Source organism: Pseudomonas sp. NPDC089554, assembly GCF_050280645.1.
Classification (GTDB): Bacteria; Pseudomonadota; Gammaproteobacteria; order Pseudomonadales; family Pseudomonadaceae; genus Aquipseudomonas.
On the sequence record NZ_JBNNVR010000042.1, the window covers coordinates 1 to 23630 of the forward strand.

Sequence of the window (23630 nt, forward strand, 5' to 3'; positions counted from 1 at the left end):
GGGCGGCGTCTTGCGCGCTGAGCAGGTCGTACTGGCCAAGGAAGTGGAACAGGTCTTCCAGCGCGTCGGCGTCCAGCGGCACGCCTGGCTCGGCATTGGCGGCGGCCAGCACGCGCTGTGGCTCGCCCAGGGCCCAGTGGCGCAGCAGGCGCACGGCACTGGCGCCGAGCTTGAAATAGCGCCCGCGCAACGGGTCGGCCAACGTCCACTGCGGGGCGCCGTCCAGGCCCGGCGCGGCTGGCGACAGCTGCAAGTCGGCGCGCAGGGCGGGCAGCATCAGAAGCCCAACCCTTGGCGTAGCGCAGCCAGCGGTCGGCGCAGCAGGTAATAGGCCAGCGGCGCACGCTCGCCATACAGCTTGGCAGTGCCGCGCAGGCCGATACGCGGCGGCGCCTCGTCGAAGCGTGCATCGAGGCGGTAGGCCAGTTGCCCGGAGGCGGTGGCCTGGGCTTCGTAGGCGGCGCGCTCGAGGGCGGCGCTGTGGCGGTGCAGGGGGTCGCTGTCGAGGAACAGCGCCACTTCGGCACCGTGTTGCAGGCCAATGGCATCGCCGATCGGCAGCTCGATACGCAGCTCGGCCTGGGCCGGGTCGGCCAGTTGCATCAGGCGCTCGCCGGTTTGCACCGGCTTGCCGGTCCAGCGCTCGGCGTCGGCGAACACCGCAATGCCGGCGCGCTCGGCGCGAATTTCGCTGCGCGCCAGCAACTGGCGGGCGTAGTCGAGTTCGGCACGTTTCTGCTCCACCCGCGCGGCCAGCAGGTCCAGGCGCGCGCCCGACTCGGCATCGCTGAACGCCCGCTGGGTATTGGCCTTGAGCTCAGCCTCGGCCACCCCCAGCGAGCGCTCGGCGACATCGGCCTGGGCCTTGAGGGTGGTGGCGTCGAAGCGCACCAGCAATTCACCGGCAGCGACCTCCTGGTTGGGCTTGACCAGGAATTCGGCGACCACCCCCTCCAGGGGCGCGGTGACCACCCGGCCGCCCAGCGGCACCACTTCGGCCGGCGCCAGTACCGACTGGCGCACAGGTACCAGCAGTACCAGCAAGGCGGCGCCCAGCAGCATCAGCAAGCGGCGCTTGGGCCAGCGCAGGCGCCAGGGCTTGCCGGGGCGCAGGGCCTGCCAGGCGTGGGCATAGGTTTGTGCAAGCTGGGCCAGCAGGGTTTGCTCAGCCGGGCTGAAGGGTTGGTCGCGGGCCAGCCACAGGCCACCGAACGGCTGGCCCTGGCGGTCGAGCAAGGGCAGCCAGTAGGCGTGAGCGGCGGATAGTGACTGCCAGTCGAGCAGGGTCTGTTCGTCCTGCCCGGCCGGGTCCACGGCCTGGGCCTGGGCGGGCAAGGCGGCTGCGGCGCGCTCGACGAAGGCGACGAACGGCGCGTTGGCCTCCACCACGCTGATGCCGGTGAGTGCCTGTACCTTGCCCGCGATCAGCAAGGCGGCATGGCGAAAACCGAACAGCGCCTGGCCGTCGTTGACCATGGAAAACGCCAGCTGCTCGCTGCTGCTGGCCTGGCGCGCCTGTTGCTGAAGGCCGAGGAACAGCGCGAACACGCGCTCGGCCGTCACCTGGGCGGCGGCGGTCATTGCAGCTCCGCGAAGCGTGCCGTGCCGCTCATGCCGGCCAGCAGGCCCTTGGCGTCGCCGGGCAGCTCGCCGATCAGCAGCAGGGTCTGGCTGCCTTCATCGATACGCGCACCTACGCGCTTGACCTGAGCCCGCAGCGGCGTGCCGGTTTCGTCGGGAATGAAGTCGAAGGCCTGCCCCGGCTTGAGCCGCGCCAGCCAGCGCGACGGCACCAGCAGCTGGATCTCCAGCGAGCGGTTGTCCACCACCTCCAGCAACGCCGCACCGCTGGACACACTTTCATGGGGCTGGGCGCGACGCTGTACCACGCGGCCGTCGAACGGCGCGTTGACCACGCAGCGCTTGACCTGCACCTGGTACACCTGGGCTTCGGCCTGGGCCTGGGCCTGCTTGGCTTCGGCCAGGGACACGGCGAACTGCCCCACGGACTTGAGCGCAGCCAGTTGCCGGTTGTGGTTGAGTTCTTCGCGCGCCGCCCGCACCGAGGCCTGGGCGGCATTGAGCTGGGCCTGGTAGGCGCTGCAATCGAAGCGCGCCAGCACGGCGCCTTTCTTGAAGTCCTCGCCATCGGCGTAGGGCATCTCGACGATGCGCCCGGCCAGTTCGCTGGCCAGCACCGCCTGGTCGCGGGCGCGCAGTACGCCGCGGGCGTTCTGACCCGTGGCCTGGGCGGCGGCGGGCGGGTCGAGCAAGGGGTCGGCGGGCGGCTCGCTGGCCTGGGTCGGCTGCAGGTACAACACACTCAAGGCCAGGATCAGGCCGATACCACGATGCATGTTGCGCACTCCATTGCCAGCTGTAGTGGCCGGAGTGTACGAAAAAACTGATGGCACGAATACATCACCTCGGCGGATTCCGAGGTGGCGATTACAAGAAGCCTGTAGGAGCGGCCTTGTGTCGCGAAAGGGGCGCGAAGCGGCCCCAGATATCAGCTGCCATACGGTCACCTGGGGGCGCTCTGCGCCCCTTTCGCGACACAAGACCGCTCCCACAGAACTGCGCTATTGCCCCTTGTGGTCCCAATAGAAACTCACCGCCGCGAAAATCAGAATCATCGACACGATCATCAGGCCGATCTGCACATTGCTCATGGCGTCCTCCAATTGGCAATACCGGGAAACGAAGGGGCGGGGCGTTGCAACGGTCGCTCGGTGCGCGCCCTGCCCCGCGCCACGCGCTTGAGCACCAGCACCATCAGCACCCCCACGCTCATCATCGCCAGCACCAGCAGCGCATAGGCCAGCCACCACGGCAGCGCGGCGGTCATCATGCTGAACTCCGACATGCCGCCGATGCTGGCGATCAGGTTCAGCGGCAGGAACACCACGTTGATCAGCGTCAGCTTGCGCAGGGTCTCGTTCATCGCGTTGTTGGCCAGGTTGCCGCGTGCATCCATGAGCCCGGCGAACACCGTGGAGTAGATCTCGGCCTGCTTGTGGCACTGGGTGTTCTCCACGATCAGGTCGTCGATCAGGGCCAGCGCCTGGTCGCCGAAGTGGCGCTTCTCGCCATGCAGGCGCAGCCTGGCAAGCACCGCGCCGTTGCTGTGGATGGCATTGATGTAGTGGATCAGGCTCTCGCTGAGGTTGAACATCTGCATCAGGTGATGGTTTTCCAGCGACTGCTCGAAACGCTGCTGCAACTCGCGGGCAACCAGCTTGATGACCTTCAGGTGGCCCAGGTAGTGGTGCAGGTTGTCCAGCAAAATGGCCAGCAGCACATCCAGCGGCTGCTCCAGCGCATGGCGGCTGCCGAGACTATCCAGCAACGAGGCGTCCGGGGCGATCAGCACCAGGCGCTGCTCGCCCAGCAGCATGCCGAACGACGACACCTGGAAGGCGAAGCTGTCGCCGCCGGTGTAGCTTTCCGGGCGCTTCCAGATCAGGTACAGGCCATCGCGGTGCGACTCCAGGCGCGAGACTTCGTCCGGGTCCAGCGCCGACGCCAGGGCATGGGCGTCGAGGTGGAACCAGGCGTGCAGCATTTCCCGTTCGGCGCTGTCGGGGTTGACGAACAGCAGCACCTCGGCGTCCAGCCCGGTGCATTCATGCAACTGGCCGTGAGCCAGGCCGTAGCGCTTGATCATGGGGTGTCCTCGTTACCAGGCATGGCCGCGGCGCTTCTGCTCCAGGCGGCGGATGAATTCTTCGAGCACCAGGGTGTAGAGGTCGTCCTGTAGGTAGGCATCCTCGATACCGGCATCGAGGTTGGGGTTGTCGTTGACCTCGATCACCACCACGCGCTCGCCCACCTGCTTGAGATCGACGCCGTAAAGCCCGTCGCCGATCAAATTGGCGGCCTGCACGGCCAGTTCCACCACTGCCCGCGGCGCCTCGTGCACGGCCAGGGTGCGGCACTCGCCATTGACCTCGCCGCGCTGGGCCTGGTGGTTGAAGATCTGCCAGTGGCCCTTGGACATGAAGTACTGGCAGGCGAAGATCGGCTTGCGGTTGAGCACGCCAATGCGCCAGTCGTATTCGGTGTAGAGGTATTCCTGGGCCAGCAGCAGTACCGAGTGCTCGAACAGTTCTGCGGTGGCGACCAGCAGTTGCGCCTGGTCCTGCACCTTGATGACCCCGCGCGAGAAACAACCATCGGGAATCTTCAGCACCAAGGGAAAGCCCAGGCGCTCCCCTACCCGCTCCAACTCCTGCGGGTTATCGCGGTAGAGGATTTCGCTGGCCGGCATGGCCAGGCGGTTGCTGCGCAGCAGGTCGGTCAGGTAGACCTTGTTGGTGCACCGCAGGATCGAGGCCGGGTCGTCCATCACCACCAGCCCCTCGCTTTCGGCCTTCTTGGCGAAGCGGTAGGTGTGGTTGTCGACGCTGGTGGTCTCGCGGATCAACAGCGCGTCGTACTCGGCCAGGCGGGCGTAGTCCTTCTTGCCGATCAGTTCCACGTCGATACCCAGTTTGTGCCCGACCTGCACGAAGCGCTCCAGCGCCTGGGCATTGGACGGCGGCAAAGCCTCGTCGGGGTCGTGCAAAATCGCCAGGTCGTAGCGCGCCACCCGGCGTGAGCGGGGTTGGCGCCAGAGCCTTCGGCTGAAGCCGTCGAGGGCGTTGGCGAACTGGTCCTGCTGGCTTTCGCGCAGCTTGTGCAGGGCGCCGGCCTTGACCCCGGCGATATGCCAGGTGCTGGTCTTGCGAAACTCCACCAGCAGGATCGGGCAGGGAAACGCTTCGAACAGCTGGCGGGCGATATCCTGCAAGGGTTCCAGGTCGGTGCGGCCGAAATACAAGGTCAAGGTGAAGCCCTCGGTTTCCCCGTACGGGTGGTTGGCCAAGGCACTTTCCAAGCTGCCCGCCATGTCATCCAAGGCCAACCCATACAAAGATTTGCGCGTCAGTTCACTGATACTTTTTACCGACGGAATTACATGATGCCCGCGCGCTTCCGCCAACAACGAACAATAATAACCGTGGCCCAGGTATCGATAATTACGGCAGAGGTTTATTACCTGGACGCGCTGCCCGGACACACACTCCCGAGGCTGTTCCAAATACTCCTGCGCGGTGACTACATCCTCGCTGGGCAGGTAGGATGCCCAGTCTTCACGCCGCTCGACGATTATCATCAATTGGCTTGACTTGGTATCGCTGGCCAGTGGATATATATAACCACTGTTTGCAGAAGACGAACTTTCCTCGGTAAAGCCTGATAACGGTTCTTGAAACGAAGACATCGCTGAAGCCCTGTGTTGGAGACACACCCTTCTATTAAGCACGATGTTTTTCGAATGTCCCGTTTCATTACGCAACTTTTACGGCGGCCCTATGGAAATCGAATTTCGCCTCGCAAACATCGACGACTTGCCTGCCTTGCTGGCACTCGAGAACCAATGCTTCGCCTCGGACCGGCTCACCCCGCGCAGCTTTCGCTGGATGCTCGCCCACGCTCACGCCAGCTTGCTGGTGGCGCAGCGTGATGAGCAGGTGATGGGCTACGCACTGCTGCTGTTCCACCGCGGCACTTCGCTGGCGCGCCTGTACTCCATCGCCATCGCGCCCCAGGCCCGTGGCGAAGGGCTGGGCGCGCGCCTGCTCGAACGGGCCGAGCAGTGCGCCCTGGAGCATGAGCGCGCCTACCTGCGACTTGAAGTGCGGGCGGACAACCCGAAGGCCATCGCCCTGTATGAACGTCACGGCTACCGGCGCTTCGCCCAGGTCGAGGACTACTACGAAGACCACGCCAGTGCCCTGCGCTACGAGAAACGCATCGTCCAGCGCCCGGCCGGCAAGGCGCGCAGCGTGCCCTACTACGCCCAGACCACCGACTTCACCTGCGGCCCGGCCTGCCTGTTGATGGCCATGGCTGCGCTACGCCCTGGGTGCGAGCCTAGCCGACGGGAAGAAGTGCGGATCTGGCGCGAGGCGACAACCGTGTTCATGACTTCCGGCCACGGTGGTTGCAGCCCGCAGGGGCTGGCCCTGGCAGCCTGGCGCCGAGGCTTTGGTGTACGTCTGCACCTGAGCACCGACGGGCCGTTGTTCCTCGACGGCGTGCGCCAGGCCAACAAGAAGGAGGTGATGCAACTGGTGCACGAGGACTTCTGTGCCGAGTTGCAGGAAACCGACGTGCAGCGGGCACGTGGGCCTCTCGACCTGCCCAGCGTGCTGGGTGAAGGTGGTTTGGTGCTGGTGCTGATCAGCAATTACCAACTGACCCGCACCAAGGCCCCGCACTGGGTGCTGGTGACCGGGTGCGATGATGATTTCGTGTATTTGCATGACCCGGATACCGACCATGCCCGGCATCGCCAGGCGCTGGACTGCCAGCACCTGCCGGTCAGCCATGGGCAGTTCCAGCGCATGAGTTTGTTCGGCGGGAAGAAGGTGCGGGCGGCGGCGGTGGTGTTTGCGAACAGGTAATGCGGGCGTAAAGAGATTTGTCGCCTGCACGGGCCTATTCGCGGGCAAGCCCGCTCCTACAGGGTTTGCGCTGTACCTGTAGGAGCGGGCTCGCCCGCGAACATCGGCGAAGCCGGTGCCATTCACCCGACCTCAACGCACCAGGCAAGGCCGCTTGTTATCGAAGCTCCACCCCGGCACCAGGTACTGCATCGCCACGCTGTCATCGCGCGCACCCAGCCCCATGTTGCGGTAGCACTCATGGGCCTTCATCAGCTGGTCTTCATCCAGCTCTACGCCCAAGCCTGGTCGCGCCGGCACGCGCACATGGCCATCGACGATGCGCAGTGGCTCGCGGGTCAGGCGCTGGCCATCCTGCCAGATCCAGTGGGTGTCCAGCGCGGTGATGTCGCCCGGCGCCGCCGCACCGACCTGGGTGAACATGGCCAGGGAAATGTCGAAGTGGTTGTTCGAGTGCGAACCCCAGGTCAGGCCCCAGTCGTGGCACATCTGCGCCACCCGCACCGAACCTTGCAGGGTCCAGAAATGCGGGTCGGCCAGGGGGATGTCCACGGCCTGGGACTGGATCGCGTGGCCCATCTGCCGCCAGTCGGTGGCGATCATGTTGGTGGCGGTGCGCAGCCCGGTGGCGCGGCGGAACTCGGCCATCACTTCGCGGCCGGAATAGCCGTTCTCGGCGCCGCACGGGTCTTCGGCGTAGGCCAGCACCTGGTGCTGGTCGCGGCACAGGGCGATGGCCTCTTTGAGCGACCAGGCGCCGTTGGGGTCGAGGGTGATGCGCGCTTCGGGGAAGCGCTCGGCCAGCGCGGTGACCGCTTCGATCTCCTCCTCGCCGCGCAGCACGCCGCCCTTGAGCTTGAAGTCGTTGAAGCCATAGCGGGCCTTGGCTGCCCCGGCCAGGCGCACCACTGCCTCGGGGGTCAGGGCCTGTTCGTGGCGCAGGCGCAGCCAGGCGTCGTCGGCCTCGGCTTCGTTGCGGTAGGCCAGGTCGGTCTTGTGGCGATCGCCGATGTAGAACAGGTAGCCAAGCATCTTCACCGCCTCGCGCTGCTGGCCCTCGCCCAGCAGCGCGGCCATGGGCACGCCCAAGTGTTGGCCGAGCAGGTCGAGCAATGCCGACTCCATGGCGGTGACCGCATGCACGGTGATGCGCAAATCGAAGGTCTGCAAACCGCGGCCACCGGCATCACGGTTGGCGAAGGCCTGGCGCATGCCGTTGAGCACGCGCTGGTAGTGGCCGATGGGCTGGCCGACCACCAGGTCGCGGGCGTCTTCCAGGGTCTGGCGGATCTTCTCGCCGCCAGGCACTTCGCCCAGGCCGGTGTTGCCGGCGCTGTCACGCAGAATGACGATGTTGCGGGTGAAGAACGGGCCATGGGCGCCGCTGAGGTTGAGCAGCATGCTGTCGTGGCCGGCCACCGGGACCACGCGCAGGTCGGTGACCACCGGGGTGCCGGTGTGAATCTGGGTGTGCTGGTTCATGGTCGGGTGTTCCTTCATTCAATGGGACTGGCTCAAGGTCGAAGGCGCCTTGAGGTCATGGCTGTTGGCGCCCTTTGGGCGGGTGCGCACGAAGAAGATGGCGATGGCGGCAAGCACCGAAGTCACCGCCAGGCCGTACAGGCCGCCCTGGATGGAACCTGTGTGCTGCTCGAGTAGGCCGAAGGTGGTGGGCGCGACGAAGCCGCCCAGGTTGCCTACCGAGTTGATCAGCGCGATCACCGCCGCAGCGATGCGTGCATCCAGGTAGCCCTGGGGAATCGGCCAGAACAGCGAAGACGCCGACTTGAAGCCGATGGCCGCGAAACACACCGCGATGAAGGCGAACACCGGCCCACCGGTGGTGGACATGAACATCCCGGTGGCGGCCACCAGCAGCGCAGCGGCGACCCAAGCCTGCTGGAACTTCCAGCGCGTGGCGCCCGCAGCGAAGGCGTACATGGCCAGGATCGAGATCAGCCAGGGGATGGAGTTGAAGAAGCCCACCTGGATGTCGCTCAGGTCGCCCATGCGCTTGATGATGCTCGGCAGCCAGAAGGTGGCGGCGTAGATGGTCAGCTGGATGCAGAAGTAGATCAGGCAGAACAGCAGGATCTGCCGATCCTTGAGCAGGCTCCAGGACGAGGTTTTCACAGGACCCGCAGCTTCACGCTCGCGCTGTTCGCGGTCGATGGTGTCAACCAGCGCATCCTGCTCGGCACGGCTGAGCCACTTGGCGTCGTGGGGCTTGGAGTCGAGCCAGAAGAACACGAAGAAGCACAGCACCACCGAGGCCATGCCTTCGATGAACAGCATCCACTGCCAGCCGTGCATGCCCAGGCCCTGGATCTGCATCAACGCACCGGCCAAGGGCCCGGAGATCAGCGAGGCGATGGCTGAGCCGCTGAGGAAGATGGCGATCGCCTTGCCGCGTTCGGCAGCTGGCAACCAGCGGGTGAAGTAGTAGATCACGCCGGGGAAGAAGCCGGCTTCGGCGACCCCTAGCAAGAAGCGCAGTACGTAGAACTGGGTTTCGTTCTGCACGAAGGCCATGGCGGTGGCCACCAGGCCCCAGGTGAACATGATGCGGGTCAGCCAGAGCTTGGCACCCACCCGTTGCAGCAGCATGTTCGAGGGTACTTCGAAGAGGGCGTAGCCGATGAAGAACAACCCGGCACCGAAGCCGTAGGCGGCGGCGCTGATGCCCAGGTCGCTCTCCAGGTGTGGGCGGACGAAGCCGATGTTGACGCGGTCCAGGTAGTTGACGATGAACATGATGACGAACAGCGGCAGAACGTGGCGCTTGACCTTGGCCACGGCACTGGCGAGCGCGTCGCTATGCCCTACGGACGGAGCGAGGGTGTTGCTCATGGGGGAATCTCCCACTCATTGTTTTTATTGAGGGTGCTGGTGGCGGACGGGCAGTTGTCTGACATCCAGGTGAGAGGGAGCATATTCCGCGATGAGTTGTACGACAAGATGCCATTGAGCGGCTAAAAGCCAAAATACAAGCGGTTATCTAGGTAAAAATCATCGAAAACGTCATTAACGTTAAAACTATAAAGGCTATCTTGAGGGCAATTTCGAAGTAAAAATATTCTTTCACGCCAACTTGTCATACAAGTATATTGACCTCAGGGGCCCGATCTCGGGGCCAGAAAAACGCCACAACCCTCAGGGCCAAACCATGAGCACCAGCCACACCCGCGCCCACGATCTGGTTTCACGCCTGACCCAGCAGATTCTGCTGGGCACCTTCGCCCCCGGTGACAAGCTCCCGTCCGAGAACACCCTCGTGCGCGAACACAGCGTCAGCCGTACCGTGGTCCGCGAAGCGCTCTCCAAGCTTCAGGCCGCGGGCCTGGTGGAAACCCGCCACGGCATCGGCACCTTCGTCATCGAACGCCAGGCCCGCTCTGGCCTGCGCGTGGGCGCCGAGAACGCCGCCAGCGTGCGCGACATGCTGGAGCTGCGTATCGGCCTGGAAGGCCAGGCCGCCGCCCTCGCCGCCTTGCGCCGCGAGGAACGCCACCTGGTGCAGATGCGCCAGGCGCTGGACGACTACCAGGACCAGGCTGGCGCAGGCGACAGCTGCATCGAGGCCGACCGGCGCTTCCACCTGCTGATCGCCGAGGCCACCGGCAACCTGTATTTCAGCGAAATGATGGTGCAGCTCGGCACAGCATTGATCCCGCGCAACCGCATGGCCCTGGCGCAAAGGGCCGGGGCCAACCTGGCCGGGCATGCGTACCTGGCGAACCTGGAGCACGAGGCGATCCTCAACGCCATTCGCCGGCAAGACCCGGACGCGGCGCGGGCGGCGATCTGCCTGCACCTGTCCAATAGCCGGGATCGATTGTTGCCGGAGTGAGTGGGTGGGTGCTCAGCCGAGCATTCGCTGCAAGGTCCGGCAATCCGCCGCATGCCAATCCACCAACTCCGGCCAAGGGTTGTCCGGCAGGTTCACCAGCACCGTGCGCGCCCCCGCCGCACGGCCACAGTCCAGGTCGAAACGGTAATCCCCCACCATCACCATCTCACCAGGCGGCACGCCCCAAGCCTGGGCGATTTGCAGCAGGCCATCGGGGTTGGGCTTGGGTGCGGCTTCGTCGCGCCCAAGAATGTGTTCGACCGGGAAGCACTCGGCCAGGCCGATCGCCTCCAGCGTCACATGGGCCAGCTCTCGCGCATTGCGGGTGAGGATCGCCAGGCGGCAACCCCGCGCCGCCAGCTCTCGCACCAGCGCCACCGCGCCGGGCGCTGCGGTGGAGGCAATGGCCAGGTCGCGTTCGTGCTCGAGCAGCCAGGCGTGCTTGGCTTCAGCTTCTTGCCTGGGCAGCGCGGCCAGGTGGGTGAGGATGTCATCTGCAGCGGGAATGCCCAGTGCCTGGCGGATGGCGGCGAAGTCGTGCACCGCCACGGTGAGGGTGCCGTCCATGTCGAACACCCAATGGCGGATATCGCCCAGGCTCATGCCCAGTCCTTGCGGTGGCGAATCAGGCCTTCCTGGGTGGACGAGGCCACCAGCTGCCCGGCGCGGTTGAAGATGCTGCCACGGTTGAAACCTCGGGCATTGCCAGCCCATGGGCTATCGGTGGCGTATAGCAGCCAGTCGTCGGCACGCAGGTCGCGGTGGAACCACAGCGCGTGATCAAGGCTGGCGATCTGCATGTCACGCTGCCACACCGACTTGCCATGGGGCAGCAGCGAGGTGGTCAGCAGGCCGAAGTCCGAGGCGTAGGCCAGCAGGTACTTGTGCAGCGCGGGGATGTCCGGCAGGGTGCCGTCGGCGCGGAACCAGGCGTACTTCACCGGGTCGCCGGGCTTGGGGTCGAACGGGTCGCGTTCGGAAACCGGGCGGATCTCGATAGGCTTGGCGCACAGCACCTTGTCGCGGATGCGCTCGGGCAGCTTGTCGGCCATGGCGCGAGCCAGTTCGACTTCACTGGGCAGGTTCTCGGGGCCAACCACATCGGGCATCGGCACCTGGTGCTCGAAACCTTCTTCGTCGAACTGGAACGAAGCGCTACAGGTGAAGATTGGCTGGCCCTTCTGGATCGCCGTCACCCGCCGGGTGCTGAAGCTACCGCCATCACGCACGCGGTCGACCGAATAGACCACCGGCATGCTGGCATCCCCCGGGCGCAGGAAATAGCCGTGCAGCGAGTGCACGTGGCGGGCGTCCTCGACCGTCTGGCTGGCGGCCGACAGCGACTGGCCGAGCACCTGGCCGCCATACAGCTGGCGAAAGCCAAGGTCCTGGCTGCGGCCACGGAACAAGTTTTCCTCGATCGATTCGAGGCTCAACAGGTCGACCAGGTCGTCCAACACATGGCTCATCGGGGTTCTCCTAGGGCATCAGGGCCAGATGATACAGAATTTGTCGGCACTGCCGCGCATGGCGAGGTGGTCAACCCCGCAGGTTGTTCTGCCAGCGCGCGCGGTCGATGCGGTACAGCACATGGGGGCGCAGCGGGTGACCAGGCGCAACACGCGGGTGCTCGAAGGCGCCTTGTGGGTCGTGGGTCATGCCAATGGCCTGCATGACTTTCTGCGACGGCAGGTTCTGTGCACTGGTGAACGACACCACTTCACTCAGGTGCAGCTGAGCGAAGGCGCAGCGCAGGCAGGTCCAGGCCGCCTCGCTGGCAAAGCCCAGCCCCCAGTGGCGCCGCGCCAGGCGCCAGCCGATTTCCACCGCTGGGGCGAAGGGCGCGTCGAAATTGACGTTGAGCAGGCCGGTCATGCCGATGAAGGCACCGCTGTCCTTGCGCTCCAAGGCCCACAAGCCATAGCCGTACTCGTTGAAGTGGCCACGCACGCGGCCAATCAACGCCGCCGCCTCCACACGCGTCAATGGCGCAGGGAAATAGCGCATCACCTGGGGGTCGGCGCACAGGCTGGCGAACTCTCGCAGGTCATCGTCATGCCATTGGCGCAGCACCAGCCGGGCGCTTTCCAGTTCAAGGATCGGGGTCATCAAGGGCTCCGCAATCAAGCTGTCGCATGCCTACAGGTTAGCTGCTGCATGGCTTGCCCTGCGAGCGCGATGGCGGCCATCATCAGCCCTGGCCCGCCACGCGACTCGACCATGCACCTGCCACTGATCTACCACGAAGACTACAGCCCTGAGTTCCCGGCGGACCACCGCTTCCCCATGGACAAGTTCCGCCTGCTGCACGACCACCTGGTCGACAGCGGGCTGACTACCGACCAAGCCCTGCTGCGCCCGGAAATCTGCCCCAATGACATCCTCGCCCTGGCCCATGACCGCGCCTACATCGAGCGCTACATGAATGGCGAGCTGTCGCGCGAAGACCAGCGTCGCCTGGGCCTTCCGTGGAGCGAGGCGCTGGCGCGGCGTACCGTGCGCGCTGTCGGCGGCTCGCTGCTGAGCGCCGAGATGGCCTTGCAGCATGGCATCGCCTGCCACTTGGCCGGCGGCACCCACCACGCCCACTACGACCACCCGGCGGGCTTCTGCATCTTCAACGACCTGGCAGTGATCAGCCACTACCTGCTCGAAGCCGGGCGCGTGCAGCGGGTGCTGATCTTCGACTGCGACGTGCACCAGGGCGACGGCACCGCGCGCATTCTCCACGACACCCCGGAGGCGATCACCGTGTCGCTGCATTGCGAGCAGAACTTCCCGGCACGCAAGGCCCAGAGCGACTGGGACATCCCCCTGCCGCGCGGCATGGGCGACGAGGATTACCTGAAGGTGGTACACGACGCGCTCAACTACCTGTTGCCGCTGTACCAGCCGGACCTGGTGCTGTACGACGCCGGGGTCGACGTGCACAAGGACGACGCCCTGGGCTACCTGCAACTGACCGACCAGGGCCTGGCCGCACGCGATGAGGCTGTTTTGCGCCACTGCCTGGGCCGCGATATTCCTGTGGTAGGCGTGATCGGCGGTGGCTACAGCAAGGACCGCGAAGCCCTGGCGCGCCGCCACGGCATCCTGCACCACAGCGCGGCGCGGGTGCTGGGTTGTGCACAATGACTGTGGAACCGCCTGTGGATAACCTGCGGGAAAGCGGCTACAGCCCTTTAACTGCCTGATCTGCAAAGACCTGGTTATTTTTTGTGCAGTGCCCGTGTGGGTGCCGCTAGGGTAGAATGCCGGGTCTTTTCCACAGCCTGCCGCCGCCATGACCGATCTGCACTCCCCTACCCGCCCCCTGGTTGCCGTGATCGGCGGTGGCCCCGCCGGCCTGATGGCCGCCGAGACCCTGGCCCAGGCCGGGGTGGCGGTCGAAGTGTTCGACGCCATGCCCTCGGTGGGGCGCAAGTTCCTGCTGGCGGGCGTCGGTGGCATGAACATCACCCACTCCGAGCCCTACCCCGCGTTCGTGGCGCGCTACGCCGAGCGCAGCACCGAGGTGGATGCCCTGCTGCAAGGCTTCGACGCCGATGCCTTGCGCCGGTGGATTCACGGCCTGGGCATCGAGACCTTCGTCGGCACCTCTGGCCGGGTGTTCCCCCGCGACATGAAAGCCGCGCCGCTGCTGCGCGCCTGGCTCAAGCGTCTGCGCGATGCCGGGGTAGTTATCCACACCCGCCACCGCTGGCTGGGCTGGAACGTCGACGGGTCGCTGCGGGTGGCTTATCCACAGGGCGAATTGCAGGTACGCGCCGATGCCGTTGTGCTGGCCCTGGGCGGCGCCAGCTGGGCGCGCCTGGGCTCGGACGGCGCCTGGCCGGCGCTGCTGGCCGAACGGGGTGTGGATATCTCGCCGCTGCAGCCGAGCAACTGCGGCTTTGAGGTGGCGGGCTGGAGCGAGGTGCTGACCAGTAAGTTCGCCGGTGCACCGCTGAAGAACATCGCCTTGAGCGTGCCCGGCACCGCGCCGCGCAGGGGCGAGTTCATCCTGACCGCGCAGGGCGTAGAGGGCAGTTTGGTGTACGCCTGGTCGGCGCCGCTGCGCGAAGCGATCAATCGCGATGGGCAGGCGACCCTGCTGCTCGACCTGCTGCCGGACCGGCCTGTGGATAAAATCGCCCAGGCCCTGGCCAAGCCGCGCGGTTCGCGGTCGATGGCCAAGCATCTGCATGGCCAGCTGGGTATCGATGGGGTGAAGGCGGCGTTGCTGCGCGAGCTGACCGGACCAGAGACCTTCACTGATCCGCAGCGCCTGGCCCAGGCGATCAAGGCGCTGCCGATTGAACTGGTGCGCACACGACCAATAGATGAGGCGATCAGCACGGCGGGCGGGGTGCGGTTCGAGGCGATGGACGAGGGGTTGATGCTGCGCCAGTTGCCGGGGGTGTTCTGTGCCGGGGAGATGCTGGATTGGGAGGCGCCGACGGGGGGTTATCTGTTGACGGCGTGCTTTGCCAGTGGCTTGAAGGCCGGGCAGGCGGCAGGGGCTTGGCTTGAACTGCAGCGACCTCTTCGCAGGTAAACCCCACACAAAACCCTGTAGGAGCGGGCTTGCCCGCGAATCAGACGACGCGGTGGATGGCACCGGCGCTGCCGGTGTTCGCGGGCGAGCCCGCTCCTACAGGATTTGCGCCGTACCTGTAGAAGCGGGCAATTCCAGCCTCAAGGCTTACGCTTGTTGAAACTCGGCACCTTGCGCACGGCCTTCACCGGCGCCGCAGGCTCGGCACTGCTGTCCATCCACTTGCCCAGCCCGCGCTTGGCGCTGTTCTCTTTCGGCTTCTTGGGCTTCTTCGGTTTCTTCAGCACTTGGCCATTGGCATCGGTCTGCGGCACCCGGTGATCGGGGATGAAATCCGGCTCTTCATGGCGCGGCAGGGTCTGGCGAGTCAAGGTCTCGATCGCCGCCAGCAATTGCACCTCGTCGGCACACACCAGGGAAATCGCCTCGCCCTTGTTGCCCGCTCGACCCGTGCGGCCGATGCGGTGCACGTAGTCTTCGGCATTGATCGGCAGGTCGAGGTTGACCACCAGCGGCAGGTCGTCGATGTCCAGGCCTCGGGCCGCCACGTCGGTCGCCACCAGCACCTGGATTTCACGGGCCTTGAAGGTATCCAGCGCACGCTGGCGCGTGGCCTGGGGGCGGTCGCCGTGGATGCCATCGGCATTCACGCCCTCGCCCAGCAGGCGCTCGACCAGTTGGTCCACGCCGTTGCGGGTCTTGGCGAACACCAGCACCTGCTTCCAGCGCTGCTTGCGCATCAGGTGCACGAACAGGTCGGCCTTGCGCTTCTTGTCCACCGGTACCAGCCACTGTTTGACAGTGCTGGCGGCGGCGTTGCGCGGGCTTACCTCGATGCTCAGCGGGTCGTTCAGGGCAAGGCCGGCGAGCATACGAATCTGCTCGGAGAAGGTGGCCGAGAACAGCAGGGTCTGGCGTTTGCGCGGCAGCGCGGCGTACACCGCTTGCAGCTCTTCGGCGAAACCCAGGTCAAGCATGCGGTCGGCTTCGTCGAGCACCAGGGTCTGCACCTGGCCGAACTTCAGGGCGTTCTGGCGGAACAGGTCGAGCAGTCGACCCGGGGTGGCCACCAGCAGGTCAACACCGCGGCGCAGGCGCATCATCTGCGGGTTGAGGCTGACACCACCATACACCGCGTAGGTGCTCAGCGGCAGGTTCTCGGCATACTGGCGGATATTGGCGTGCACCTGCTCGGCCAGCTCGCGGGTCGGCACCAGCACCAGCGCGCGGATCGAATTGCTGGCCACCTTCTCGCCTTCCAGCGCCAGGCGTTGCAGCACCGGCAGGGCGAAGCCTGCAGTCTTGCCGGTGCCGGTCTGGGCGGCGGCCATCAGGTCGCGGCCAGCCAGCACGGCGGGGATGGCCTGGGCCTGGACCGGAGTCGGGGTGGTGTAGTCCAGCTGCTGCAAGGTGCGCAGCAGGGGTTCGATCAGGCCGAGCTTGGCGAAATTCATGGCAATACCGTGTAGGGGTTCAGCGACGGCGCGCAGTTTACCTGAGCCCCGCGCTTCGTGCCCCTAGGAGGCACGAACGGCAGGCGCCTTGCGCCACTGCGGCAGGCCGATCAGCACCACGGCGCCGACGATCACCGCCATGGCCATGCACTCCTCGGCGCCGATGTGCTCGCCGGCAAAGGCAATGCCCAGCAGCACCGCCACCACCGGGTTGACGTAGGCATAGCTGGTGGCCGCCGCCGGGCGGACGTTCTTGAGCAGGTACATGTACGAGCTGAACGCGATGATCGAGCCGAACAGCACCAGGTAGGCCAGCGCACCCCAGCCTGCGGCGGTGGGCATCTGGGTCAGGCGTTCGCCGCTCAGTGCACTGCCCAGCAGCAGCGCGGCGCCGCCCACCAGCATTTCTGCAGCGCTGGCCATAGCGCCCTGGGGCAGTGGCAGGCTTTTGCTCCATACCGAACCGAAGGCCCAGGCTGCTGCGGCGAACAGAATCAGCGCCGCCCCCATGGGGCTGGCCTGAAGGTTGGAGCCGAGGTTGAGCAGGCCGATACCCGCCAGCCCCAGGAAGATGCCGGCCCACTCCAGGCGCGAGTTGCGGTGCCCGAACAGCAGGCCGAACAACAAGGTGAACAGCGGCACGGTCGCCACCGCCAGGGCCGCAACGCCCGAAGCCACACCGGCATGCTCGGCCAGGGTCACGCCGCCGTTACCGCAGCTGAGCAGCAAGAAGCCGATCGCCCCTGCCGAGCGCCACTGCGGCCAGGTCGGGGCCGGGACACCGCGCCAGCGCAGGAAGGCGTACATCAGGCTGCCGGCAATGACGAAACGCACCCCGGCCATCAGCAGCGGAGGCCACGACTCGACACCGATGCGAATGGCCAGGTAGGTGGAACCCCAGACCAGGTACAAGGCCAGAAAGGCGCCAATCAGCAATAGCGGGAAACGACGGGGGGCAGTCATGGAGGGTCACTCGAAATCCGTTTACGGGTGACTCAGTTTAAGAAGGGTGTGACGCAAAATTAAGTTACAAAACCGGTTTAAAACACCCACACACTTTGCAATGAAAGTGCGTAGGCGCTCAGTGACGCAGCAGTAGCTTGCCTTCGATTGGCACATAGCGACTGGCGGCACGAACAAGAGAAAGCGCCGTCAGTCCCGGCACGCCGTACACCACGGCTTCAGTGCCATGACGCTGCACCACCCGTTCCATCAACAGGTCGAAATCGCCATCGCCGGAGGCCAGCACCACCTGGTCGACTCGCGCAGCGGCGTCGATCACATCGAGGGTGATACCCACATCCCAGTCGCCCTTGGCCGAGCCATCGCTGCGCTGGATGAAGGGTTTCAGGCGCACGTCGAAACCCAGGTTGCGCAGGATGCGCTGGAATTGCTGCTGCTTGCTGTCGCCGCGGTCGATGGCATAGGCCACTGCTTCGACGATCTCCCCTTCGCGGCTGACCTCGGCCCACAGGGCGGTGTAGTCGAAATGGCAACCGTGGGCCTGGCGCACGGTGTAGTAGAGGTTCTGCACGTCGGCGAACAGCGCGATCTTCTTCAACCCCAGGCACCTCGTTGCATAAAGAAAGGGGCGCAAAGCGCCCCTGGGTGCCAGGCAGTATGTCAGACGAAGCTGTCGTCGTCCGAGAAGAAGTCGCCGCCGCTGTCGTAGTCGGTGTCGGCCAGGCCGTCCTGGCCAGCGTTCCAACCCTGCTGGTCGGCGACGTGCTGCTCACCGCCCTGGTCGTTCCAGCCGCCGCTATCACTGGCGGGTGCAGCTTGCTCGGGAGTTACCTCGGCCACTTCTTCAGGCTGCGAATGCTGGTTGAACAGGCTGCTGATGCCTTGCGCCAGCAGTACACCACCGGCCACACCCGCTGCGGTCTGCATCGCGCCGCCAAGGAAGCTGCTGGCGCCGCCTCGGGCTGGAGCGGCGTTGAACGCCTGCTGCTGGGTCGGTTGCGCTTGCATGGGGCGCTGAGGCGTATCGCGCCAGCCACCCGCGCTGGGCGGCGCCACGGAACGCTGGGGCTCGGGTGCGCGGTTGCTGCTGCCGAAGATGCTCGAAAGGAAACCACCCCCGGAAGGGGCGGCCGGCTGTTGCGCGCGGGCCTGCTGGAGCTCGGCCTGGAGCTGCTTGTTCTGCTCGTCCAGCTGCTTGAGCGCCGCTTCCTGTACCAGGATCGCCTGGGCCATGTAGTACGGCGCCGCAGGCTGCTGGCGCAGATGCTCCTCGATACGTGCCTGGGCCTGCGCATCACGCGGCTGGCTGGGGTCTTCGGCCTGCTTGATGCGGGTGAACAGGCCGTCGATCAGGGTTTGTTCTTCAGTGTTCATGGGCTACCTCTCGTGCCGGGCAAAACAGCGGACAAGGTCAAAGATGGGGGGCGTGCTGCTGGGATTCAATCACGCCCCCGATGAAACTTTCTTCAGCAGGCCGTGCGACCGGGCCTGCTACTGGGCTAAAGTTAGGCCCTGCTTTTTTCCATACGATGTAGACCCATGAACCCGCTGAACATCCTGCGCGACTCCCTGTATTTCTTCCGCCGCCACCTCACCAGCATCGTCCAGCTGTGCCTGCCGCTGGTGGTGCTCGAGGCCCTGAGCACCCAGCTGCTGTACAGCCAGCTGGGCGAACAGGCCTCGCCCGCCTACGGCATGCTGCTGAGCGTGCTGTTCTACCCGCTGTACAGCGCGGCACTGATTCTCTACCTCGATACCCGCAGCAACGGCCAGGACACCCGCAAGCGCGACCTGTTCGCCCGCGCCGTACAGCTGTGGCCGACACTGGCCTTGCTGATTCTCATCAGCTCGCTGCTGATCGTGGCAGGCCTGGCGCTGTTCGTGCTGCCGGGTATCTGGGTGATGATCAACCTGGTGTTCGCCGAGTACCTGCTGGTGCTGCGTGGGTTGCCGGTGATCCAGTCGATGCGTGAAAGCGCGCGTATGACCAAGGGCAACTTCATGCGCATCCTAGTGCTGGTACTGGCCGTGCTGGCGCCGCTGTGGCTGCTCGACGGCCTGCTGCTGGCAGCCTTCAGCGAGCCGCAACCGGCGGTGCAGCTGGCCCTGAGCAGCCTCAGCGGCTTCCTGCAACTGTTCAGCAGCGTGGTGTTGTACCGCCTGTTCATGCTGCTCGAGGGCCAGGCCGGCGCCTGACCCATCCGGGCCTACAGCAGGCCCAGGGTCAACGCCTTGAGGGTTGCGGCGGCGCGCGTGGTGCACTCGAGCTTGCGGAAGGTGCTCTCCACATGGGTACGCACGGTGCTGGGGCTGATGCCCAGCAGGCGCGCGGTTTCCTTGTTGCTGTTGCCCAAGCTGATCAGGCGCAGCACCTCGCTTTCGCGCTCGCTCAACACGCCATTGCCCGCCTTGCCAATCTCCAGTTGACGCTCGCCGCGGGCGGCGGCGATCACTGCTTCGCAGCATTGGGCGTCGAAGCGGCCCTGCCCGGCTTCATCCCTCAACACCTGTGCAGCCTGCTGCTCGTCGAACGCCGGACGCCAGGGCCGCTCGCCGCGCAAGGCCTGCCAGGCCAGGGTCGCCGCCAGCAGGCGGTGCTCCGGTTGCAGGCTCTCGGCGCCCACCCCCCGGAAATAACCACTGCCATCGAGCCGCTCATAGGCATGCGCGGCCAACGGCCCGACATCCGCCAGGGCAGGCACCTGGGCGCAGACGCGTTGGGTCCAGTAGGGCACCAGGTGGGTCTGGTCGCGGTCGCTTTCCATCAGGCTGCCTGGCGTGTTCCACAAACGGTTGGGCACCGCGGCACGGCCCATGCCATGCACCAGCGCCGCCCGGCCCAGGCGCTCGCCACTGGCTTCGGGCAGGTGCAGCAAGCTGGCCGCCTGGCGCGCCAGCTCTGCGGCGGCACGCGAGTAGCCCGCCAGCCACGACAACTTGAGGTCGATAACGTCGCCCAGCAAGGTCAGGCGCACCGGCGCGGGCGTGCTGCTCGCTGCATGGGCCTGGCCAGGCGTCTGCAAGCTGTGCAGCCAGTCCTTGGCATGGCGCGTGAGCTCAGCCACCAGGGTGGCCGGGTAACGGCGGTCGGCCTGCTCGGCGATCCATGCCAGCGCCACTTCCAGGCCATGCACCCGCGAGAGGATTTCCAAGTCCCCCGCCAGCACCACTTGGTAAACCACCTCGGGAATGTGCGGATGGCTCAGCCCGTAGGGCCGACCGCTGCCATCGAAGTGTTCGAACACATTGCGCAGGCCCTGCTCCACCGGCTCGACCAGCGCCAGTGCCACGGCCACCTCGCCGGCCACTTCGCAGTGCACCCGCGCCAGCGGCGCGGTCTTGCGCATCGCCCGCTGCCCGGCAGGGCCGAGGGTCTGGCTGAGCATGGCCTGGCGCCCCAGCACATCGTCGCCGAGCAAGCGAGTGAAGCCTTCGGCATTGGCGGTGCAGCCCGACCAGCGCAGCAAGGCGACGTGGTCGGCCACCTGCAGATGCTCGCCCTCGCCCGCGCAACGCTGCGCCAGCAGGCGGGCCAGGCGGGCGGTGCGGCGCGACTGGTCGATGGGTTGCCCCATGCTCAGGTCGCCAACCATGGCCAGCGCCAGCAGGGCGTCTTCCAGGGGGATGCAGTCGGTGGCAGCAGTATCGAGCATGAGGTTTCCATAAGGTCATGTTCATTCGGTGGCCAGGCTCGGTCGTTCGACCGATACCCAGGCAAGCACGTGCCCCCGACAATTACCACATCAAACAGAGGAGGCACCGCCATGTTCCGATTCAAAACGCTTGTAACTGCAATGGCAATGACTGCGTCGATCTTCACCGTGGCGGCCAGCCACGCCGACACTGCCAAACCTTCGGTAGTGATCGTCCACGGCGCCTTCGCCGATGGCTCTGACTGGGGCAAGGTAGTACCTCTGCTGCAGGCCAAGGGCGTGAAAGTGACTGTCGTACAGAACCCGCTGACCTCGCTGGCCGAGGACGTCGCCGCCACCCAACGCGTGCTGAACAACCAGGACGGCGACGTGGTGCTGGTCGGCCACTCGTGGGGCGGCACCGTCATCAGCCAAGCTGGTACCGACAGCAAGGTTCGCAGCCTGGTGTACATCGCCGCCTTCGCCCCGGACAAGGGCCAAGCCACCGGCGCGCTGGGCAAGGGCTACCCGACTCCGTCCGGTATCGCGCAGATCACCCCTGACCGCAACGGCTACCTGTACCTGACCCCGCAAGGCATGGCGAACGACTTCGCCCAGGACCTGAGCGCCGCCCAGACCGCAGTGATGACCTCGACCCAAGGCCCGATCCGCGCCTCGGCATTCGAAGACAAGACCAGCGCCGCCGCCTGGACCACCAAGCCGTCCTGGTACCTGGTCGCCAGCGAAGACCGCATGATCGACCCAGGCCTGCAGCGCGCCTTCGCCAAGAAGATCAAGGCCACCACCACCGAGCTTGCCGCCAGCCACGTACCGCAGCAGTCCAAGCCAGCGGAAACGGCCCAAGTGATCCTCGATGCGGTGAACAAGGTTGGCCAAGGCAAGTAACACCCTGCCCTGGCGAACCGCTTGACACGCCCCGGGCCTGACCCGCGCGGTGGCCTCGGCTACCGGCGGATCATCCGGGCAGCCGTGTTGCGTATCACCCAGCGTGGTGTTTCAGCGGTACGTGCGAAACACCACGCGGGTACGTCGGCAGTTCGACAGGCTGTAGTCCCCTACTGGCTTGTCGACCGACACGCGCAACACTGACCCTTCCAAACGTATCCCCTCTCACTATATCCCCTGCCAACTTCATCTCCTTGCAGCCATGCCGCCGGTGATTGCCGTCATGGACTGCGCCCCACTTTTTAATAATTTTCGCTGAATAGCCAGGCACTAGCCTTTCGCCACAAATGCCGGAGGCAAGAAGTGCCGCCTGGGCCGCGCCCATTCGATTCGGCACTGCGCTCAAGTAGTAGCCAATGGCCCGATCAGTGCGAGGAATGCAACCTATCAGAACAAAGAATTGGCGCCAGCGAACCGATCGCCGTAAGAATAAAAAAAAAGCGGAAAGAAACTTATGAATTTCCTGATATTGATCGCGCTCAGTCTGTGTGCCGGTTTTGCAGTTCCCTTGCAAGCGGGCACCAATGCCAAACTGGGCAACTTGCTAGGCAACCCCCTGTGGGCGACCGCTGTTTCTTTATTGGTCAGCCTGATGGCGGTTGTTGTCGTCATCTTTTTCGCCAAGGTCCCCCGCCCTGATCTGGTGGCGGTTAAAGACGGCCCTTGGTGGATATGGATGGGGGGTGTGGCCGGTGTGTTCTATATCACCACGGCACTGTCGATGGCGCCGCGATTGGGTGCCGTCAACTTCATCATGGCGGTATTGATCGGCCAACTTATTGCGTCAGCGGTAATTGATTACTTCGGCCTCATGGGTTTCCAGAGGCAACCGCTGAATATCAACAAACTGGTCGGCATCATTGTCGTCACAGGAGGGTTCTTGATCATCATACGCACGTAAGTATCGCCACACGGGTCACCGAAACAGAAGATCTCTTCATGTTCCCAAGTCAGGGATTGACGACAGCAATTATGCTTAAACAGGTGAGGCAATGACCAATCAATATTCAACCGCTACTTATGACGCTATTGGTGAACGCTTCGAGGCCTTTACCGACACGGCCTCGCAACGCGCGGTAGAAACCAAGACATTTTTCCACATGGTGGGTGACGTCAAAGACAAGTCCGTACTGGACCTCGCCTGCGGCTTCGGCTACTTCGGCCGCGAGTTATATCACCAGGGTGCCAGCAAGGTCGTTGGCGTTGATATTTCTGCGTCGATGATCGACCTGGCCCGCCAGGAGTCGTTGCGTAACCAGGAGTCCATCGAATACCACGTCAGCGATATCTGCCACTTGGGCACCCTCGGTAAATTCGACCTGATCACCGCGGCCTGGCTGTTCAACTATGCCGAATCCCCGGCACAACTGGACCAGATGTTCCAGGTCGCGGCCAACAACCTCGCGCCTGGCGGTCGACTCGTCGCTTATACCGTAGAGCCGACGTTCCAGTTGCAGCGCGGCAACTTCACCAAGTACGGCGTGCATGTATTGACCGAAGACGCTCACGAAGGCGGCTTTCGCCACCACGCCGAATTCGTCACCGAGCCGCCCAGTGCCTTCACCTTCCACCGCTGGAGCCGTGAGCGCTATGAACTGGCGATCATGAAAGCCGGGTTTTCGCGCTTGCAATGGCAAAAGCCAATCATCTCGCCGGCTGAGCGGGCCAAACACCCCAATGGCTATTGGGATGATTTCGAGCGCAACTGCCTGCAGACCGGGCTGATCTGCACCCTCTGAAAGCCGGGCAGCGCTCACCCGAGTGCGCTCCCCTTCT

General features: G+C 65.0%; 22 protein-coding genes and 1 pseudogene. 8 read left to right on the forward strand and 15 right to left on the reverse strand.

The genetic code is table 11. The features are described from left to right. The 5 genes and pseudogenes from ACQKPE_RS14180 to ACQKPE_RS14200 form a co-directional block, all read right to left on the reverse strand. Positions 1 to 277: pseudogene (locus tag ACQKPE_RS14180) on the reverse strand (peptidase M50); the annotation flags it as partial. Beyond that, a complete protein-coding gene (locus ACQKPE_RS14185; RefSeq protein WP_427666757.1) occupies positions 277 to 1581 on the reverse strand; it encodes an efflux RND transporter periplasmic adaptor subunit in 1305 nt (434 codons plus the stop codon). The gene ACQKPE_RS14185 and the pseudogene ACQKPE_RS14180, both read right to left, overlap by 1 nt. Next, positions 1578 to 2357 carry an efflux RND transporter periplasmic adaptor subunit gene (locus ACQKPE_RS14190; protein ID WP_427666759.1) on the reverse strand — a complete coding sequence of 260 codons (780 nt, stop codon included), beginning with the start codon at positions 2355 to 2357 and terminating at the stop codon, positions 1578 to 1580. Before ACQKPE_RS14190 ends, ACQKPE_RS14185 begins: the two co-directional genes overlap by 4 nt. Before the next feature lie 311 nt (positions 2358 to 2668). Further along, positions 2669 to 3667 (reverse strand): magnesium transporter CorA family protein, encoded by a 999-nt coding sequence (locus tag ACQKPE_RS14195; protein WP_427666760.1) that lies wholly within the window; start codon positions 3665 to 3667, stop codon positions 2669 to 2671. 12 nt (positions 3668 to 3679) lie between these two features. After that, positions 3680 to 5158, reverse strand: coding sequence for a RimK family protein (locus ACQKPE_RS14200; protein ID WP_427666762.1), 1479 nt, complete (start codon positions 5156 to 5158; stop codon positions 3680 to 3682). A gap of 199 nt (positions 5159 to 5357) precedes the next feature. Between ACQKPE_RS14200 and rimI the strand changes: the two genes are divergently transcribed. Further along, a complete protein-coding gene (gene rimI / locus ACQKPE_RS14205) occupies positions 5358 to 6452 on the forward strand; it encodes a ribosomal protein S18-alanine N-acetyltransferase (protein WP_427666764.1) in 1095 nt (364 codons plus the stop codon). A 132-nt stretch (positions 6453 to 6584) separates the two neighbouring features. Here the strand turns inward: rimI and gudD are convergent, their stop codons facing one another. Next, on the reverse strand, positions 6585 to 7934 hold the full coding sequence (gudD, locus tag ACQKPE_RS14210; protein WP_427666766.1) for a glucarate dehydratase: 1350 nt from the start codon (positions 7932 to 7934) through the stop codon (positions 6585 to 6587). An 18-nt stretch (positions 7935 to 7952) separates the two neighbouring features. Continuing rightward, positions 7953 to 9302, reverse strand: coding sequence for an MFS transporter (locus tag ACQKPE_RS14215; protein WP_427666767.1), 1350 nt, complete (start codon positions 9300 to 9302; stop codon positions 7953 to 7955). A gap of 316 nt (positions 9303 to 9618) precedes the next feature. Between ACQKPE_RS14215 and ACQKPE_RS14220 the strand changes: the two genes are divergently transcribed. Continuing rightward, positions 9619 to 10302, forward strand: a complete 684-nt coding sequence (locus ACQKPE_RS14220; RefSeq protein WP_427666769.1) for a FadR/GntR family transcriptional regulator — start codon at positions 9619 to 9621, stop codon at positions 10300 to 10302. 12 nt (positions 10303 to 10314) lie between these two features. Here the strand turns inward: ACQKPE_RS14220 and ACQKPE_RS14225 are convergent, their stop codons facing one another. From ACQKPE_RS14225 to ACQKPE_RS14235, 3 genes are all read right to left on the reverse strand, one after another. After that, positions 10315 to 10905, reverse strand: a complete 591-nt coding sequence (locus ACQKPE_RS14225; RefSeq protein WP_427666771.1) for an HAD family hydrolase — start codon at positions 10903 to 10905, stop codon at positions 10315 to 10317. Beyond that, positions 10902 to 11771 carry an acyl-CoA thioesterase II gene (gene tesB, locus ACQKPE_RS14230; protein WP_427666773.1) on the reverse strand — a complete coding sequence of 290 codons (870 nt, stop codon included), beginning with the start codon at positions 11769 to 11771 and terminating at the stop codon, positions 10902 to 10904. The genes ACQKPE_RS14225 and tesB overlap by 4 nt, the downstream gene beginning before the upstream one ends. Positions 11772 to 11841: 70 nt before the next feature. Beyond that, positions 11842 to 12411: a GNAT family N-acetyltransferase gene (locus ACQKPE_RS14235; protein ID WP_427666775.1), complete on the reverse strand. Its 570-nt coding sequence runs from the start codon at positions 12409 to 12411 to the stop codon at positions 11842 to 11844. A 111-nt stretch (positions 12412 to 12522) separates the two neighbouring features. Here ACQKPE_RS14235 and ACQKPE_RS14240 point away from each other — a divergent pair, with 111 nt between their 5' ends. Continuing rightward, entirely contained in the window at positions 12523 to 13437 is a 915-nt protein-coding gene (locus tag ACQKPE_RS14240) for a histone deacetylase family protein (RefSeq protein ID WP_427666818.1), read from the forward strand. A gap of 148 nt (positions 13438 to 13585) precedes the next feature. Further along, entirely contained in the window at positions 13586 to 14839 is a 1254-nt protein-coding gene (locus tag ACQKPE_RS14245) for a TIGR03862 family flavoprotein (RefSeq protein WP_427666777.1), read from the forward strand. Positions 14840 to 14979: 140 nt separating this feature from the next. On the opposite strand, the gene ACQKPE_RS14250 is transcribed toward ACQKPE_RS14245, so the two are convergent. The 4 genes from ACQKPE_RS14250 to ACQKPE_RS14265 form a co-directional block, all read right to left on the reverse strand. Beyond that, positions 14980 to 16293, reverse strand: coding sequence for a DEAD/DEAH box helicase (locus ACQKPE_RS14250; protein ID WP_427666779.1), 1314 nt, complete (start codon positions 16291 to 16293; stop codon positions 14980 to 14982). A gap of 63 nt (positions 16294 to 16356) precedes the next feature. Then, positions 16357 to 17256 (reverse strand): drug/metabolite exporter YedA, encoded by a 900-nt coding sequence (gene yedA, locus ACQKPE_RS14255; protein ID WP_427666781.1) that lies wholly within the window; start codon positions 17254 to 17256, stop codon positions 16357 to 16359. A 118-nt stretch (positions 17257 to 17374) separates the two neighbouring features. Beyond that, a complete protein-coding gene (locus ACQKPE_RS14260; protein ID WP_427666783.1) occupies positions 17375 to 17854 on the reverse strand; it encodes an NYN domain-containing protein in 480 nt (159 codons plus the stop codon). Positions 17855 to 17916: 62 nt separating this feature from the next. Then, entirely contained in the window at positions 17917 to 18630 is a 714-nt protein-coding gene (locus ACQKPE_RS14265; protein ID WP_427666785.1) for a DUF2076 domain-containing protein, read from the reverse strand. A gap of 165 nt (positions 18631 to 18795) precedes the next feature. Between ACQKPE_RS14265 and ACQKPE_RS14270 the strand changes: the two genes are divergently transcribed. Continuing rightward, a complete protein-coding gene (locus tag ACQKPE_RS14270; protein ID WP_427666786.1) occupies positions 18796 to 19452 on the forward strand; it encodes a YciC family protein in 657 nt (218 codons plus the stop codon). 11 nt (positions 19453 to 19463) lie between these two features. Here ACQKPE_RS14270 and ACQKPE_RS14275 read toward each other — a convergent pair whose 3' ends face one another. After that, positions 19464 to 20909 carry an HD domain-containing phosphohydrolase gene (locus ACQKPE_RS14275; RefSeq protein ID WP_427666788.1) on the reverse strand — a complete coding sequence of 482 codons (1446 nt, stop codon included), beginning with the start codon at positions 20907 to 20909 and terminating at the stop codon, positions 19464 to 19466. A gap of 111 nt (positions 20910 to 21020) precedes the next feature. Here ACQKPE_RS14275 and ACQKPE_RS14280 point away from each other — a divergent pair, with 111 nt between their 5' ends. The 3 genes from ACQKPE_RS14280 to ACQKPE_RS14290 all read left to right on the forward strand — a co-directional run bounded on the left by ACQKPE_RS14280 (position 21021) and on the right by ACQKPE_RS14290 (position 23593). Further along, complete coding sequence (locus tag ACQKPE_RS14280; RefSeq protein ID WP_427666789.1) at positions 21021 to 21794, forward strand: alpha/beta hydrolase; 774 nt, start codon at positions 21021 to 21023, stop codon at positions 21792 to 21794. A 514-nt stretch (positions 21795 to 22308) separates the two neighbouring features. Beyond that, positions 22309 to 22755, forward strand: coding sequence for a DMT family transporter (locus tag ACQKPE_RS14285; protein ID WP_427666791.1), 447 nt, complete (start codon positions 22309 to 22311; stop codon positions 22753 to 22755). A 91-nt stretch (positions 22756 to 22846) separates the two neighbouring features. Continuing rightward, positions 22847 to 23593 (forward strand): class I SAM-dependent methyltransferase, encoded by a 747-nt coding sequence (locus ACQKPE_RS14290; RefSeq protein ID WP_427666793.1) that lies wholly within the window; start codon positions 22847 to 22849, stop codon positions 23591 to 23593. Positions 23594 to 23630: the final 37 nt, after the last annotated feature.